The organism is Mitsuaria sp. BK037, from assembly GCF_014193045.1.
GTDB lineage: Bacteria > Pseudomonadota > Gammaproteobacteria > Burkholderiales > Burkholderiaceae_C > Roseateles.
In genome coordinates this window covers 248,860-263,833 of sequence record NZ_JACHYS010000001.1, presented here as the reverse complement: position 1 = coordinate 263,833, position 14,974 = coordinate 248,860, and the positions used below count along the sequence as shown (strand labels likewise).

Genomic DNA, 14,974 nt, shown 5'->3' with positions numbered 1-14,974 from the left:
GGTCTTCCTCGGTAAGGTCTTCCCGGGATCGATTCCCGGGAGGGGTCTTCCCCGATAGGGGAAACGCGAGTCTACGTAAAGACGCCGGTACCGGCCGACAACCGCACCGAAGTGCGCGACACGACGACCGCCCTCACGCACGCGGCACGTCTACAGTGGCGCATGGTCCGCCCCCTCTCCGGCAGCGTCATCTGGATCCAGCCCGAGGCCCCGCCCAAGCCCGCCGTCGGCGCGCCCTGCAACGGCTGCGGCGTGTGCTGCCTGGCCGAGCCCTGCCCGCTCGGCATGCTGGTGAACCTCAAGCGCGAAGGCGCCTGCCGCGCGCTGGTGTGGTCCGACGCCGACCGCCAGTACCGCTGCGGCATGCTGGTGCATCCGAGCCGCTATGTGGGCCTGCGCACATTGCAGCCGGACGGACTGGTCAACCGCCTGATCCGCCGCTACGCGCGCCGCATGATCGCCGCCGGCATCGGCTGCGACGCCGCGATCGACACCGATCCGCCTGTCGACACCGCCCCTCCGGAGAAGCGCTAAGCAACACCCGGCCCCACCGGGCATAGCATCGTCCGCGCATCGCCTGGTCCAGGCTCGATCGGAGGTTCCCCATGACTCGACTGCCGAGCGCTCCGCGCTTGCCTCGCGCCCACGCGGCGCTGTCCCTGGCGATCGCGCTCGGCGCGACGACCGCCGTCACCCTTGCCGCCACCCTCGCCGCCTCGTCCGCCCACGCGGTGCCGCTGCGCTGGGCGGCGCAGAACGACGTGCTGACGCTGGATCCGCATTCGCAGGACCACACCACCACCAGCGCCATCCTGCAGCATGCCTACGAGGGCCTGACCCGCTACAACGAGCAGTGGGAGATCGAGCCCTGCCTGGCCACGAAGTGGACGACGATCAGCCCGACGCAGGTGCGCTTCGAGCTGCGCAAGGGCGTGAAGTTCCACGACGGCTCGCCCTTCACCGCCGACGACGTGGTCTTCAGCTTCGACCGCGTCCGCCAGCCGCAGGGCACGATGCAGATCTACGTCACCGGCATCAAGGAAATCAGGAAGGTCGACGACTTCACGGTCGACCTGATCCTCGACTCGCCGCAGCCCATCCTGCTGCGCAACCTGGTCGACTTCCGCATCATGAGCAAGGCCTGGTCCGAGAAGAACCGGGCCACGCAGATGGCCGATTACAAGGCCAAGGACGAGAACTACGCCAGCCGCCACGCCGCCGGCACCGGGCCCTACGAGATCACCTCGTGGCAGCCCGACCAGAAGGTCTCGATGGTCATCAACAAGGGCTGGTGGGACAGGAACAAGGGCAACATCACCGAGGTCAGCTACATCCCGATCAAGTCGGACCCGACCCGCGTCGCGGCGCTGACCTCGGGCGACGTGGACCTGCTGACCGACGTGCCCACGCAGGACGTCGGCGCGCTCAAGGCCGATGCCAAGCTCAAGTCGATCGACGGTCCCGAGACCCGCACCATCTTCTTCGCGATGGACCTGGGCAGCGACGAACTGCGCGACGCGTCGGTCAAGGGCAAGAACCCCTTCAAGGACGTGCGCGTGCGCGAGGCGCTGTCGCTGGCCATCGACCGCGAAGCCATCAAGCGCAGCATCATGCGCGGGCTGTCGGTGCCGGCGGCGCTGATGGTCGCGCCCGGCGTGCACGGCTACGACGCGGCGCTGGACAAGCCTCGCGCGCCCGACGTCGCCAAGGCGAAGAAGCTGCTCGCCGATGCCGGCTACCCCAGCGGCTTCGAGGTCCCGCTGAACTGCCCCAACAACCGCTACGTCAACGACGAGAAGGTCTGCCTGGCCGTCGTGTCGATGTGGAGCAAGATCGGCATCACCGCGCGGCTGACCGCGCAGCCGATGTCGCAACACAGCCAGCTGTTCCAGCGCTTCGAGGCCCCGCTGTACATGCTGGGCTGGGGCGTGTCCACGCGCGACGCGCTGTATGCGATGCAGGCGTTGGCGCGCACCCGCAGCGGCGGCGCGGATGGCAGCTTCAATTTCTCCAAGGTCAGCGATCCCGCGCTCGACAAGCTGATCGACGCCGCGAAGAGCGAAAGCGACACCGCCAAGCGCGACGCGCTGCTGCGCGACGGCCTGGTGCTGATCCGCGATCAATACCTCTTCATCCCGCTGCACCACCAGGTGCGGCCGTGGGCGATGCGCGCCAACCTGCAGACGCTGCACCGCTCCAACGATCGGCCCGAGGCGCGCTTCACGACGATCAAGTGAGCGGCCCGCCGCCGAAGGGCCGGCGCGCGGACTGAAGGACCGGCCGCGGGGCTGGGTTTTCCGGTCCGGCCCTGGGGCAATCCCCAGGGTGGACCTCGCTCCCGGACCGGGTCCCGACGGCTAGTATCCAGGCGACTTCACGTTTGCTTAACGACGTTGCCAAGGGAGCTACCGCTCATGTCGAGGAAATCCATCGGACCGATCCGGTCCGCGCGCCTGTTGCTGTCCGCCGCCGCCGTCGGGGCCGCCGCCCTGATGGGCGCGGCCCTGGCCGCCCACGAGGCGCTCGCCGCCCCGCTGCGCTGGGCCGCGCAGAACGACGTGCTCACGCTGGACCCGCATTCGCAGAACCACAGCACCACCAACGCGATCTCGATGCATGCCTACGAGGGCCTGACCAGGTACGACCGCCAGTACCAGGTCGAGCCCGCGCTGGCCACCAAGTGGACGCAGACCGGCCCCACGAGCTGGCGCTTCGAGCTGCGCAAGGGCGTCAAGTTCCATGACGGTTCGCCGTTCACCGCCGACGACGTGGTGTTCTCCTTCCACCGCATCAAGCAGCCGGTGGGCACGATGCATCCGTTCGTGGCCGGCGTGGCCGACATCAAGAAGGTCGACAGCCACACCGTCGACGTGATCCTGTCGGCGCCCAATCCGATCGTGCTGCGGCAGTTCGTCGACTTCCGCATCATGAGCAAGACCTGGGCGGAGAAGAACAAGGCGATCAACCTGCCCGACTTCAAGGCCAAGGAAGAGACCTTCGCCACGCGCAACGCCAACGGCACCGGCCCGTACCGGATCACCGGCTGGCAGCCGGACCAGCGCATCACGATGGTCCAGAACAAGGACTGGTGGGACGCGAAGAACGCGACCAATGTCGACGAGGTGATCTACACGCCGATCAAGTCCGACCCCACGCGCGTCGCGGCGCTGCTGTCGGGCGACGTGGACCTGCTGTCCGACATCCCGACGCAGGACGTGGGCCGCCTGAAGGCCGACGGCAAGCTGACGGTGCTGGAAGGCAGCGAGACCCGCACGATCTTCATCGGCATGGACCAGGGCAGCGAGCAGCTCAAGGGCAGCAACATCACCGGCAAGAACCCGTTCAAGGACAAGCGGGTGCGGGAGGCGATGTCGCTGGCCATCGACCGCGAGGCGATCAAGCGCGCGACGATGCGTGGCCTGTCGGTGCCCGCCGGCATCATGGTCGCGCCGGGCGTCAACGGCAATGCGCCGGACATCGACGTGCCGACCAAGGTGGACGCCGAGCGCGCCCGCAAGCTGCTGGCCGACGCCGGTTATCCAGGCGGCTTCGAAGTGCCGATGAACTGCCCCAACAACCGCTACGTCAACGACGAGGAGATCTGCCTGGCGGTGGTGTCGATGTGGAGCAAGGTCGGCATCAAGGCGCGCCTGCAGACCGAGTCGTTCAGCACCTTCAGCCCGAAGCTGCAGGCCTTCGAGTACCCGCTGTTCCTGTACGGCTGGGGCGTGCCCACCTATGACGCGCTGTACACGATGCAGTCGCTGGCGCGCACGCGGGTCGGTGGCGCGGACGGCAGCGGCAACTACTTCCGGCTGAGCGACGCCAAGCTCGACCAGATCATCGACGCCGCGAAGGTCGAAGGCGACGTGTCCAAGCGCAACGCGCTGCTGAAGGAGGGCCTGGTGCGCATCCGCGACGAGGTGTTCTTCATCCCGCTGCACCACCAGGTGCGTCCGTGGGCGATGAAGAAGAACGTCACGACGCCCCACCGCTCCGACGACCGGCCGGAAGCGCGGTTCACGACGATCAAGTGAGCGCCGAAGGCGGCGGCGCCTGTCGCCGCCTCGTGGGATCAGGCCGCGGCCTGCGGCACAGCCGGGGAGCGCCCGCAACGCGCAGCTCGCCCGACTGCCGGTCGTTCGTCCCCTCGCCTCGGTCGCCGTCCACCCTGTAGCAGGATGGGCGTCGTCACGCCACGCCGTCAGCGACCCGGCTCGGTGGCTGGGCCCATTTCAGCAGCACTTCCACCAGCTCGGCCGGCACGATCGGCTTGCCGATGTGGGCGTCCATGCCCGCCGCCAGGCAGGCCTGGCGATCCTCGTCCATCGCCGCCGCCGTCATCGCGACGATCGGCAGGCCCTCGCCCTGCGGCAGCAGCCGGATGCAGCGGGTGGCCTCGATGCCGCTCATCTCCGGCATCTGCATGTCCATCAGCACCAGGTCGAAAGCGCGCTCGCGGACCAGGTCCACCGCCTGCAGCCCGTTGCCGGCAATCGTCACCGCCAGGCCGCCCAGTTCCAGGAAGGCCTGCGCCACCTGCTGGTTGACCGGGTCGTCCTCGACCAGCAGCACCTGCGCGCCCCGCAAGGACCGCAGCGCCTCGTCCAGCGTCTTCTCCAGCGGGCGCGCGATCCGCGGTGCCTCGGTGCCATGCTGCAGTCGCACGATCGCCTCGAACAGCCGGGACGGCGTCACCGGCTTGACCAGCACCTGCAGGCCCTCGCGCGGCCCGAGCTCGCGCTCGAGCGCATCGACGTGATGCTGCCCCGTCAGCACCAGCACGCGCGGCGTCGGCAGGCCCCGCTCGGCGCAGAGCGTCTCCACTTTCTCGAGCACCGCCGCGGCGCCGGTCTTGCCGTCCAGCACCAGCAGCTCATACGGCAGCTCGTGGCTCGCGGCGCGCTGGAACTTGAAGACCGCGTCGTCGACGAAAGCCGCCGCGCTCACCTGGAAGCGCCAGCTCGACAGCATGCTGATCCAGGCCTCGCGCTCGGTCGGCGGTCCGTCCATCACCAGCGCGCGCATGCCCCGGATCCGATGCAGGTCGCGCCGCGGTTCACCCGCCGCCGTCAGTCCGAACCAGGCGCTGAAGCGGAAGGTCGAGCCGCTCCCCAGCTCGCTGTCGACGGCGATCTCGCCGCCCATCAGCGCCACCAGGCGCCGGCAGATCGCCAGCCCCAGGCCGGTGCCGCCGAAGCGGCGCGCGGTGCCGGACTCGCCCTGCGCGAAGGCCTCGAAGAGCCGCTCGCGGGTCTCGCGGCTCATGCCGATGCCGGTGTCGCGCACCGCCAGCCGCAGGCCGACGCGCTCGGGCGTGCGCTCGATCAACTCCACGCGGATCACGATCTCGCCGCGCGGCGTGAACTTGATCGCGTTGCCGACCAGGTTGTTCAGCACCTGCGTCAGCCGGAAGGCATCGCCGACGACACGCGGCGGCACCTCCCGGTCGATGTCGAAGACCAGGTCCAGGCCGGTCTCCTCCAGCCGCGCCGAGAACAGCTCGCCGACGTTCTCCACCACCTCCTCGATGCCGAATTCCTCGGCCTCCAGGCTGATCTTGCCGGCCTCGACCTTGGAGTAGTCCAGGATCTCGTTCAGCAGCGCGAGCAGCGCCTTCGACGAGGTGTGGGCCTTGGCGACATAGTCGCGCTGCCGGCCTTCGAGCGGGCCCTGCAGCGCCAGATGGGTCAGCCCGATCACGGCATTCATCGGGGTGCGGATCTCGTGGCTCATGCTGGCCAGGAACAGGCTCTTGGACGCGTTGGCCCGCTGCGCCTCGTCGCGCGCCAGCGCCAGCTCCGCGGCGCGTTGCCGCTCGCGGCCATGCGCCTGCGCCAGGCGCGCGTACAGCACGGCGTTCTCGAACAGCAGTTCCGCCAGCACCGCGCTGCAGGCCAGCAGGCCGTAGATGCGGCCCGCGTAGAAGCCCAGGTCGTAGCGGCCGCCGTTGAGCATGGCCGACAGGGCGATGTCGCACAGCCAGGCCACCATCACCACCATCAGGCCCAGGTCCAGCATGCTGGCGTCGCGCCGCCGCGGCAGCAGCGCCAGCAGCGCGGCGATGCACAGGACCCACACGGTGCCGACCGTCACCAGCATCGCCGGCGTGTAGCGGTTGCCGCTCATGATCGCCGGCAACAGCGCGTGGCCGGCGGTCGCCAGCGCCGTCAGGCCGACGCCGAGGACCAGCGCCGCCGCGGTCGCGAGCACCGCGGTGCGTCGCTCGCCATCGGCATCGGCATCGGCATCGGCATCGGCGCTGGCGCTGGCGCGGGGCGCCGGCGTCCTGCGGCGCATCCAGGCATAGACGACCACGAAGAGCGGAAAGCCGCCATGCCAGAACATGTAGATCCAGGCCGTCGATTGCGGCCCGGCGCCCAGCACGCCGCCGGGCGCGAACAGACCGGGGAAGGAGAGTGCGTGGCCGATGGTGATGGTGGCCGTGAACAGGTAGCCGCTGGCCAGCACCGCCAGCGCGCGCAGGCGCGTGATCCGCCATTGGCCATAGAGCAGCGCCGCGGTGATCAGGTCGTTGAGGACCAGTGCCGCCTCGTACAACGGGATGAAGGCCGCCACGGCCGGCAGCTGCAGCTTCGCGAATGGCGCCAGCGCCAGGCAGACGCCCAGGGACAGCCCCATCGTCGCGAACGCGCGCAGGCGCGCCCGACGGCCCGCTGGCTGGATCGCAAGAAAGGAAGGGGCCGGATCACCGGCCTCGTCCCCGTCCAATGCGACGCCGCTGGCCGCGGCGCGCTGTGCCTCGACTTCGCCCACGCTGCCTCCCTGAAGGCATGCCCGATCGACTTTGCGTCGATGTTGGCCGATCCCCCTGGGGAGCGCAAGGGCGCGCGCGAGGACGCCGCATTCCCCCAATGGCGAACGCCCCGCAGGCGGGGCGTTCTTCAAGGGCGCCGGCAGCGCTGGCGCAGGGTTGGGCGAGCGACTCGCCGCGCGGGGACTCAGCCCAGCGCCAGGCGCTGGCGTGCCGCCGCGTATTCGCGGCCGAAGCGCGCGACCAGCTCGCCGGCCGGCAGCACCTCGCGGATCGCGCCGATGCCCTGGCCGCTGCCCCACACATCCTTCCACGCCTTCGCGCCGTTGCCGCCGAAGTTCATCTTCGTCGGATCGCTCTCGGGCAGGTTCTCCGGATCGAGCCCCGCCTTCACGATCGAACCCTTCAGGTAGTTGCCGTGCACGCCGGTGAACAGGTTGCTGTAGACGATGTCGTCGCTGTTGCTCTCGACGATCATCTGCTTGTACTCGTCGGCGGCACGCGCCTCCTCGGTCGCGATGAAGGCTGAGCCGATGTAGGCCAGGTCCGCGCCCATCGCCTGCGCCGCCAGGATCGCGTCGCCGCTGGCCATCGAGCCCGACAGCGCCAGCGGACCGTCGAACCACTCGCGGATCTCCTGGATCAGCGCGAACGGGCTCTTGACGCCCGCATGGCCGCCGGCGCCCGCCGCCACCGCGATCAGGCCGTCGGCGCCCTTCTCGATGGCCTTGCGCGCGAACTTGTTGTTGATGATGTCGTGCAGCACGATGCCGCCCCAGCCATGCACCGCCGCGTTGACGTCCTCGCGCGCGCCCAGCGAGGTGATCACGATGGGCACCTTGTACTTGGCGCACAGGGCCATGTCGTGCTCGAGCCGGTCATTGCTCTTGTGCACGATCTGGTTGATCGCGAACGGCGCGGCCGGCGACTCCGGATGCGCGCGGTCATGCGCGGCCAGGGTCTCGGTGATCTCGGCCAGCCAATCTTCGAGCAGCTCGGCCGGGCGCGCGTTGAGCGCCGGCATCGAGCCGACGATGCCGGCCTTGCATTGCGCGATCACCAGCTTCGGATTGCTGATGATGAACAGCGGCGAGCCGATCACCGGCAGGCGCAGGGTGTTGAACAGCGGGGGAAGTGCCACCTCGGAATCTCCTCGGGTCAAGTCGACGGATCGTTGCCGTCCATGGTGGCCCCGGCGCGCGCGGGAGCGCGTCGCGCCGGGGACGTCGAGATCAGGTCGGGACGCGGCTCAGAAGGCGTCGACCGGCAGCGCCATCACGCTGCCCGCGCCGTTCACCACGGCATCGCGCTGCGCGGCGCAGCGCGGCAGGATGTGCTCGGCGTAGAAGCGCGCGGTGGCGATCTTGGCGTCCATGAAGGCGACGTCCTGGCCGGCGGCCTTGAGCTCCTGCGCCGCCAGCAGCGAGCGCGCCAGTTGCCAGCCGGCCATCAGGTTGCCGCCCACCATCAGGTAGGGCACCGAGCCGGCGAAGGCGGCATTCGGATTGGCCTTGCCGTTGGCGGCGATGAAATCGACGACGTCGACGAAGGCCGCGCGCGCCGCCGCGAGCTGCGCCCGCACCGCCAGCGCGTCGGCGCTGCCACTGGCGGCCAGCGCGCCTTCGGTCTCCTCGACCTGCGCAGCGACCGAACGCGCGAACGCGCCGCCGTCGCGCACCGTCTTGCGGCCCACCAAGTCGTTGGCCTGGATCGCGGTCGTGCCTTCGTAGATCGGCAGGATGCGCGCGTCGCGGTAATACTGCGCCGCGCCGGTTTCCTCGATGAAGCCCATGCCGCCGTGCACCTGCACGCCCAGCGAGGTCACCTCCAGGCTCATCTCGGTGCTGTAGCCCTTGACCAGCGGCACCATGAATTCGTAGAAGGCCTGCGCCTGCTGGCGGGTCTCGGCGTCCTCGTGGTGATGCGCCATGTCGTAGGCCGCGGCGGCATCGATCGCCATCGCGCGGCAGCCCTCGACCAGCGCGCGCTGCGTCATCAGCATGCGGCGCACGTCGGGGTGGTGGATGATCGCGGCCGCGTCCTTCGACGAGCCATCCACCGGGCGCGACTGCACGCGGTCCTTCGCGTACTCGACCGCCTTCTGATAGGCGCGATCCGCCACCGCGATGCCCTGCACGCCCACGCCGAAGCGGGCCGCGTTCATCATGATGAACATGTACTCGAGGCCGCGGTTCTCCTCGCCGATCAGCGTGCCGATCGCGCCGCCGTGATCGCCGAACTGCAGCACCGCGGTCGGGCTGGCCTTGATGCCGAGCTTGTGCTCGATCGACACGCAGTGCGCGTCATTGCGCGCGCCCAGCGAGCCGTCCGCGTTGACCAGGAACTTGGGCACCAGGAACAGGCTGATGCCCTTCACGCCTTCCGGCGCGCCCGGCACGCGGGCCAGCACCAGGTGGACGATGTTGTCCGCCATGTCGTGCTCGCCCCAGGTGATGAAGATCTTGGTGCCGAAGATCTTGTAGGTGCCGTCGCCCTGCGGCTCGGCGCGCGTGCGCACCATCGCCAGGTCCGAGCCCGCCTGCGGCTCGGTCAGGTTCATCGTGCCGGTCCACTCGCCGGAGATCAGCTTGGGGATGAAGGTCTGCTTCTGCGCCTCCGAGCCCGCCACCAGCAGCGCCTCGATCGCGCCATCGGTCAGCAACGGGCACAGCGCGAAGCTGACGTTGGCCGCCTGCACGATTTCGCCGCAAGCCGCGCCGATCGTCTTGGGCAGACCCTGGCCGCCATAAGCCTCCGGATGCTGCAGCCCCTGCCAGCCACCCTCGACGTACTGCTTGAACGCCTCCTTGAAGCCGGGCGTCGCGAAGACCTCGCCGTTCTTCCAGTACGAGGGGTTCTTGTCGCCTTCCACGTTCAGCGGGGCGATGACGTCCTCGTTGAGCTTGGCCGATTCCTCGAGCACCGCCTGCGCGGTGTCCAGGCCATGGTCGGCGAACGCGGGAATCTGCTCGGACAGCGTCTGCAAGCCGGCCAGGGCCTGCATGTCGAACAGCATGTCCTTGATCGGGGCGCGGTAGGTCATGGGGTGTCTCCGGATGAAAAAAGGGCGCCGCGCGTCGTCGGCGGGCGCCCTTGGTCTTGTCTGCGACCGTTCGATGCGGTCGCGGTGCTCAGCGATCGATTACAGGGCCTTGACCAGTTCCGGCACCGCCGTGAACAGGTCGGCTTCCAGGCCGTAATCGGCGACGGAGAAGATCGGCGCTTCCGGATCCTTGTTGATCGCCACGATCACCTTGGAGTCCTTCATGCCGGCCAGATGCTGGATCGCGCCCGAGATGCCGGCGGCGATGTACAGCTGCGGCGCGACGATCTTGCCGGTCTGGCCGACCTGCCAGTCGTTGGGCGCGTAGCCCGCGTCCACCGCGGCGCGCGAAGCACCCAGCGCGGCATTCAGCTTGTCGGCCAGCGGGGTCAGCACTTCATTGAACTTGTCGCTGCTGCCCAGCGCGCGGCCACCGGACACGATGATCTTGGCGGCGGTCAGCTCGGGGCGGTCGCTCTTCGTCACCTCGCGGCCGACGAAGCTGCTCTTGCCGCTGTCGGCCACGGCCGTCAGCGATTCGACCGCGGCGCTGCCGCCTTCGGCGGCGGAGTCGAAACCGGTCGTGCGGACGGTGATCACCTTGACCGCGTCGGTCGACTGCACGGTCGCGATCGCGTTGCCGGCGTAGATCGGACGCTCGAAGGTGTCGGCCGAGACGACCTTGGTGATGTCGCTCACCTGGCCCACGTCCAGCAGCGCGGCCACGCGCGGTGCGACGTTCTTGCCGGCAGCGGTGGCCGGGAACAGGACGTGCGAGTAGTCCTTGGCGATGGCGATCACCTGCGCGGCGACGTTCTCGGCCAGGCCGTCGGCGAACTGGGCGCCGTCGGCGTGCAGCACCTTGGCGACGCCCGAAATCTTGGCGGCGGCCTGCGCGGCGGCGCCGGCGTTCGAGCCGGCGACCAGCACGTGCACGTCGCCACCGATGGCGGCGGCGGCGGTGACGACGTGGTGGGTGGCGCCCTTGAGCGAGGCGTTGTCGTGTTCAGCGATGACGAGGATGGTCATGTCTTATCTCCGAATCTTGTTCTGGGGCTCAGATGACCTTGGCCTCGGTCTTCAGCTTCGTGACCAGCGTGGCCACGTCCGGCACCTTGATGCCGGCGCTGCGCTTGGGCGGCTCGGCCACCGACAGCGTCTTGATGCGCGGCGCCACGTCCACGCCCAGGTCGGCCGGCTTGACCACGTCCAGCGGCTTCTTCTTGGCCTTCATGATGTTGGGCAGCGTCACGTAGCGCGGCTCGTTCAGGCGCAGGTCGGTCGTCACGACCGCCGGCAGCGTCAGCGACACGGTCTCCAGGCCGCCGTCGACTTCGCGCGTCACGTTGACCTTGCCGTCGGCCACTTCCACCTTCGACGCGAAGGTGCCCTGCGGCAGTCCCGTCAGCGCGGCCAGCATCTGGCCGGTCTGGTTGCAGTCGTCGTCGATGGCCTGCTTGCCCAGGATCACCAGCTGCGGCTGTTCCTTGTCGACCAGCGCCTTCAGCAGCTTGGCCACGGCCAGCGGCTGCAGTTCGGCGTCGGTCTCGACGAGGATGGCGCGGTCGGCGCCGATGGCCATCGCGGTGCGCAGCGTTTCCTGGCATTGCGTGACGCCGCAGGACACGGCGATCACCTCGGTGACCACGCCCTTCTCCTTCAGGCGGACGGCTTCTTCGACGGCGATCTCGTCGAACGGGTTCATGGACATCTTCACGTTGGCGATGTCCACGCCGGTTCCGTCACTCTTGACGCGCACCTTGACGTTGTAATCGACGACTCGTTTGACGGGGACCAATACCTTCATCGAAGCACTCCAAGCTGGATTGACGTTAACGTTAATTCGATTCTATGGGAGCCCCGGGGCGCCCCCGTGTCTCCCAGCCGTCATGCGCCCCTGCTCCCGTCCCGGAATCTCCGTGGACCCGCGAGCACCGCCTCGGCGCCGGCTCGAAAATAAAACGAACGATCGTTCTATTCTAGCCATCGATTCACGGCTGCCAAGCGGGTGGAGGCCGGGAATGAGGGAATCCCTCTAGACTCCGCTCCCGACACGCCACCCCCACGATGACGATCTTGAGTTCAGCGCCCTCCGCCACCGCCCCCGCCGACTCCCTCGAACGCGAGCCGCGCGTCCCCTGCATCGGGGTCTTCGATTCCGGCGTGGGCGGGTTGACGGTGCTGAAGGCGCTGCGGGAGCAGCTGCCCGAGGTGCCGCTGCACTACCTCGCCGACACCGCGCACGCGCCTTACGGCGACCGCAGCAGCGAATACATCGTCGATCGCAGCGTGCGCGTGGCCGAACGCCTGCGCGAGGTCGGCGCGCGGATGGCGGTCGTGGCCTGCAACACCGCCACCGCGCACGCGGTGCAGGCGATGCGGGACCGCTGGCCCGACTGGCCGGTCGTCGGCATCGAACCGGGCGTGAAGCCCGCCGTCGCGGCGACCCGCAACGGCCGCATCGGCGTGATGGCGACGACCGCCACGATCGCGAGTCGACGCTTCGAGCAGCTGGTCGCCGCGCATGCGGGCGACGTCGAGCTCATCAGCCAGCCCTGTCCGGGCCTGGTCACCCTGATCGAGCAAGGCGACCTGGGCAGCGACGCACTCGGTGCGCTGATCGAGCGCTTCTGCGCGCCGCTGCGCGCGGCCGGCGTCGACACGGTGCTGCTCGGCTGCACGCACTATCCGCTCGTGCAGTCGCGCATCCAGGCGGCGCTGGGCGAGGAGGTGCGCTTGCTCAACATCGAAGACGCGGTCGCGCGCCAGGCCCGTCGGGTCTGGGAAGGACTGGGGCTGGCATCGACGGGGACGGGGCGCGTGGTGCTCGAGAGCACCGGCGATCCCGCGCCGCTGCAGCATCTGGCCCGCGAGGCGCTGGGCTGGCGTGACATCGTCGCCGCGCGCGCCACGGCTTGAAGCCGGGCGCCGTCGAGGTGCTCAGACCAGTGCGCGCGAGAGGCCTCTCGTCATGTCCACGCGCCGCAGCAGCCAGTAGCCCAGCACGAAGAACACCCCGGTGGACAGGATCGCGAGCCGGTGGTTGCCCGCCGTCAGCACGGTGACCGCGCCGTAGGTCAGCGGCCCGATGATCGCGGCCAGTCGCGTGGCGAAGGTCCACAGGCCGAAGAATTCGGCCAGCCGGTCATGCGGCGCGAGTGCGCCGGCCAGGGCGCGGCCGCAGGACTGGCTCGATCCCATGCACAGGCCCGCGATCACCGCGGCGATCCAGAACAGCCAGGCGGTGGTCGCCAGGAAGGCCAGCAGCGCCATGATCATCCAGCCGACGAGCGTGATCGCGAGCGCCGGCTGATGGCCGATGCGGTCCTCGTAATAACCGAACACGAACGCGCCGACAGCCGAAGCGATGTTGACCAGGAACACCAGGGTCATCGTCTGCGCCTGGGTGAAGCCGAGCGCCTGCTCGGCGTAGACGGCGGCCAGCGCGATGACGACGGCGATGCCGGCCTGGTAGCTGGTACCGCAGGCCAGCAGGCGCAGGAAGTCCGGATAGGCACGAGCGCGCTGCCACGACGCCCACAGCTGCGAGAGGCCGGAACCCATGCGCGCGGCCCGGCGTGTCGCGCACGGATCGGCGCGCTCGCGCAGCAACAGGAAGGTGGGCAGCGCGGCCAGCAGGTAGAGGCCCGCAGTGATGAGCATCGTGACCGGCACGAAGTGGCTGGCGGTGTCGCCGCGCGCTTGAGCGCCCAGCACATAACCCAGGCACAGCCCCAGCGCGAGCATGCCGCCCAGATAACCGAAGGCCCAGCCCCAGCCGGACACGCGACCCAGCGCGTCGCGTCTCGCGAGCTCGGGCAGGAACGCCGCGATCAGCGATTCGCCATAGGAAAAGAAGACATTGGAGAGCACGACGGCGATCGCCGCCCACCACAGCTGATCGGGTCCGAAAACCGCGAGCGCCGCGGTCGAGAGCACGCAACCGCCGGTGCAGAAGCCCAGCAGCTTCTTCTTCGCGCCGTGCGCGTCGGCCCAGGCGCCCAGCCCGGGCATCGTCACCATCACCAGGAAGCTGGAAATCGCGATCAGCACGGTCCAGAGCAGCGTCGCCGACGGTTGGCCTTGGGCGATCACGCCGACGAAATAGGCGTTGTAGACGGCGGTCAGGACGACAGTCGTGTAGCCCGAGTTGGCGAAGTCGTACATCGACCAGCCGAGGACCTCGCGTTTGCGAACGCCCGGGTTCAACAGTTCCTGCGCAAACATGCCCATGCGATGCGACCGCTCGTTGCGATGCGCGTGGTGCCTGGAACGGGACTCGAACCCGTACGCCGGTTGAGGGCGGCGGATTTTAAGTCCGCTGTGTCTACCGATTTCACCATCCAGGCCACGGCGGCTCCGAGCGGAGTTCCATGTCGTAGTGACCGGGCATTATCGGGGCCACCGGGCAAGAAAAAAGGGAAGCCACGGAGGCTTCCCTTTTCGAGATTTTTGGAGCGGGAAACGAGGCTCGAACTCGCGACCTCAACCTTGGCAAGGTTGCGCTCTACCAACTGAGCTATTCCCGCATCGCAGGGCAGCGGAGTGAATCACCCCACCGACCTTTGGTGTCGTGTGGAGCGGGAAACGAGGCTCGAACTCGCGACCTCAACCTTGGCAAGGTTGCGCTCTACCAACTGAGCTATTCCCGCAATGTCCATTCTTTGGAGGCGCGATCCGGAGTCGAACCGGACTGACCGGATTTGCAATCCGGGGCATAACCGCTTTGCTATCGCGCCCCAGAACCCTGGACGGGATTCTGTTGAAACCGGATTTGGTGTGTCCGATTCCGATAAAAAATGGAAGCCGGAGCTTCCATCCTTTGAATACCTGGAGCGGGAAACGAGGCTCGAACTCGCGACCTCAACCTTGGCAAGGTTGCGCTCTACCAACTGAGCTATTCCCGCATGGTCTTCAACGCACTGCCTGCTTCAACTTCGTGGCGTCTCTTGCGATTCGCCTTGTCGTCGCAGCACCGTTTGCGCTGAAGCCGAGAGTATAGAACGGTTTTTCACCCGCTCGCAAGAGTTCGGCGACTTCTTTATGAAGATCGCCCAAACACCAGGACGATTCACCCGACCGTCACCGGTCCCCTCGCCGCCCGCGCGGCGGAATGAACAACGGCGCCCGAAGGCGCCGCTGTCATCAGGCTCGCG

Annotated in this window: 10 protein-coding genes and 5 tRNA genes; 4 read left to right on the top strand and 11 right to left on the bottom strand. The window is 68.5% G+C overall.

What is annotated here, in order from left to right:
- The first annotated feature begins 162 nt into the window (after window positions 1-162).
- From FHT37_RS01160 to FHT37_RS01150, 3 genes are all read left to right on the top strand, one after another.
- Window positions 163-534, top strand: coding sequence for a hypothetical protein (locus FHT37_RS01160; RefSeq protein WP_183478531.1), 372 nt, complete (start codon window positions 163-165; stop codon window positions 532-534).
- Window positions 535-605: 71 nt separating this feature from the next.
- Window positions 606-2,237, top strand: a complete 1,632-nt coding sequence (locus tag FHT37_RS01155) for an ABC transporter substrate-binding protein (protein WP_183478530.1) — start codon at window positions 606-608, stop codon at window positions 2,235-2,237.
- Between the two features lie 177 nt (window positions 2,238-2,414).
- Entirely contained in the window at window positions 2,415-4,037 is a 1,623-nt protein-coding gene (locus FHT37_RS01150) for an ABC transporter substrate-binding protein (protein ID WP_183478529.1), read from the top strand.
- 154 nt (window positions 4,038-4,191) lie between these two features.
- On the opposite strand, the gene FHT37_RS01145 is transcribed toward FHT37_RS01150, so the two are convergent.
- The 5 genes from FHT37_RS01145 to FHT37_RS01125 all read right to left on the bottom strand — a co-directional run bounded on the left by FHT37_RS01145 (window position 4,192) and on the right by FHT37_RS01125 (window position 11,625).
- The gene (locus FHT37_RS01145; RefSeq protein WP_183478528.1) at window positions 4,192-6,642 is read right to left on the bottom strand and encodes a response regulator; all 2,451 of its coding nucleotides are present in this window, start codon (window positions 6,640-6,642) and stop codon (window positions 4,192-4,194) included.
- A gap of 320 nt (window positions 6,643-6,962) precedes the next feature.
- Window positions 6,963-7,916, bottom strand: a complete 954-nt coding sequence (locus FHT37_RS01140; protein WP_091722823.1) for a nitronate monooxygenase family protein — start codon at window positions 7,914-7,916, stop codon at window positions 6,963-6,965.
- A gap of 108 nt (window positions 7,917-8,024) precedes the next feature.
- Window positions 8,025-9,818 carry an acyl-CoA dehydrogenase gene (locus tag FHT37_RS01135; RefSeq protein WP_147241665.1) on the bottom strand — a complete coding sequence of 598 codons (1,794 nt, stop codon included), beginning with the start codon at window positions 9,816-9,818 and terminating at the stop codon, window positions 8,025-8,027.
- A 99-nt stretch (window positions 9,819-9,917) separates the two neighbouring features.
- Window positions 9,918-10,847: an electron transfer flavoprotein subunit alpha/FixB family protein gene (locus tag FHT37_RS01130; protein ID WP_183478527.1), complete on the bottom strand. Its 930-nt coding sequence runs from the start codon at window positions 10,845-10,847 to the stop codon at window positions 9,918-9,920.
- Window positions 10,848-10,875: 28 nt separating this feature from the next.
- Window positions 10,876-11,625, bottom strand: a complete 750-nt coding sequence (locus tag FHT37_RS01125; protein WP_147241667.1) for an electron transfer flavoprotein subunit beta/FixA family protein — start codon at window positions 11,623-11,625, stop codon at window positions 10,876-10,878.
- A 269-nt stretch (window positions 11,626-11,894) separates the two neighbouring features.
- Here FHT37_RS01125 and murI point away from each other — a divergent pair, with 269 nt between their 5' ends.
- Complete coding sequence (gene murI / locus FHT37_RS01120; RefSeq protein WP_255489465.1) at window positions 11,895-12,737, top strand: glutamate racemase; 843 nt, start codon at window positions 11,895-11,897, stop codon at window positions 12,735-12,737.
- 21 nt (window positions 12,738-12,758) lie between these two features.
- Here murI and FHT37_RS01115 read toward each other — a convergent pair whose 3' ends face one another.
- From FHT37_RS01115 to FHT37_RS01090, 6 genes are all read right to left on the bottom strand, one after another.
- On the bottom strand, window positions 12,759-14,051 hold the full coding sequence (locus FHT37_RS01115; protein ID WP_183478525.1) for an MFS transporter: 1,293 nt from the start codon (window positions 14,049-14,051) through the stop codon (window positions 12,759-12,761).
- 28 nt (window positions 14,052-14,079) lie between these two features.
- Window positions 14,080-14,167 (bottom strand) — tRNA-Leu (locus FHT37_RS01110).
- Window positions 14,168-14,271: 104 nt separating this feature from the next.
- Window positions 14,272-14,347: transfer RNA gene (locus FHT37_RS01105), tRNA-Gly, on the bottom strand.
- A gap of 47 nt (window positions 14,348-14,394) precedes the next feature.
- Window positions 14,395-14,470, bottom strand: a tRNA-Gly gene (locus tag FHT37_RS01100).
- 13 nt (window positions 14,471-14,483) lie between these two features.
- A tRNA-Cys gene (locus FHT37_RS01095) sits at window positions 14,484-14,557 on the bottom strand.
- Window positions 14,558-14,649: 92 nt separating this feature from the next.
- Window positions 14,650-14,725: transfer RNA gene (locus FHT37_RS01090), tRNA-Gly, on the bottom strand.
- Window positions 14,726-14,974: the final 249 nt, after the last annotated feature.